We start from the raw sequence: 1,148 nt of genomic DNA, 5'->3' as shown, positions 1-1,148 counted from the left end.
CCATCGAGACCGCCCGCGGCGAGGGTGTCACCCGGATTCTGGAGGTCGGTCCCGACGCGATCCTCACCCCACTGACCGAAGGGGCGGTGCCCAGTACCCGGCGGGACCGGCCGGAGCCGGAGACACTCCTGGGTGCGGTAGCGCAACTGTTTGCCCAAGGGCTCCCCGTTGACTGGGCGGCGATAGTGCCCGCCGGAAACCGGGTGGATCTGCCGACATACCCCTTCCAGCGGCAGCGGTACTGGCTCAGCGCCCCGGCCTCGGCCGGGGCCGGAGCCGGACATCCGCTGCTGACCGCGGCCGTGCCGGCGCCGGACTCGGACGCGGTCACCTTCACCGGGCGGTGGTCGGCATCCTCCCCGCCGTGGATCGCCGACCACGAGATCCACGGCCAGGTGATGCTGCCCGGGGCCGGGTTCGTCGAGCTGGCACTGTGGGCGGGCAAGCAGGTCGGACACCCTGCCGTCGCGGAGTTGACGCTGCACGCGCCGCTGGTTCTGCGCGGTGACGACGCGGTCGAGGTGCAGGTGGTGGTCGACGCCGAGCGGCGGCTGCGGATCTACTCCCGCGCGGACGAGACCTGGACCATGCACGCCGAAGGACTCCTGGACGTCGGCTCCGGTCCCACGGGTGAACCGGCCCCGATCTGGCCGCACCCCGACGCGTCCGAAGTAGACCTCGACGGGGCTTACGAGGCCCTCGCCGAGCAGGGGTTCGGGTACGGGCCCCGGTTCCAGGGGCTGCGGGCGCTGTGGCGGCACGGGACAGAACTGTTCGCCGAGGTGCGGCTGCCGGAACAGTTCGGTGACGACTCGGAGCGATTCGAGCTGCACCCGGCGCTGCTCGACGCGGCCATGCACGCGCTCGGCGTCGGCGCCGCCGACGACTCTCCCTCGCTGGTTCCGTTCTCGTTCGGCGGCGTCGAGGTGCACGCGCCCGGCGTCCGCGCGGCCCGGGTCCGGGCGACGCCCGTGCCGGGCCGGGCGGACGCGGTACGGCTCGAGTTGACCGACGTCACCGGCGGGCCGGTCGCCACCGTCGCCGAGGTCGGGCTCCGCCCGCTCTCCGCCGACCGGCTGCCCACCAGCGGGGTCGGCTCACTGCTGGCCGTGGAGTGGGTTCCGGTGTCTGTTGGTGGTGGGGGTGCG

The 1,148-nt window shown here is 73.5% G+C and carries 1 protein-coding gene; it reads left to right on the top strand.

Annotation, left to right across the window (positions count from 1 at the left end; translation table 11 throughout):
* Nucleotides 1-203: 203 nt before the first annotated feature.
* Nucleotides 204-1,148, top strand: a 945-nt coding sequence (locus tag KJS59_RS30585) for a polyketide synthase dehydratase domain-containing protein (protein ID WP_213457467.1), incomplete at its 3' end; no start/stop codon positions are given.

It is taken from the genome of Rhizomonospora bruguierae (assembly GCF_018397995.1).
GTDB classification, from domain to species: domain Bacteria; phylum Actinomycetota; class Actinomycetes; order Mycobacteriales; family Micromonosporaceae; genus Rhizomonospora; species Rhizomonospora bruguierae.
The sequence above is the reverse complement of the archived record's forward strand: the minus strand, read 5'-3'. Positions and strand labels throughout refer to the sequence as shown.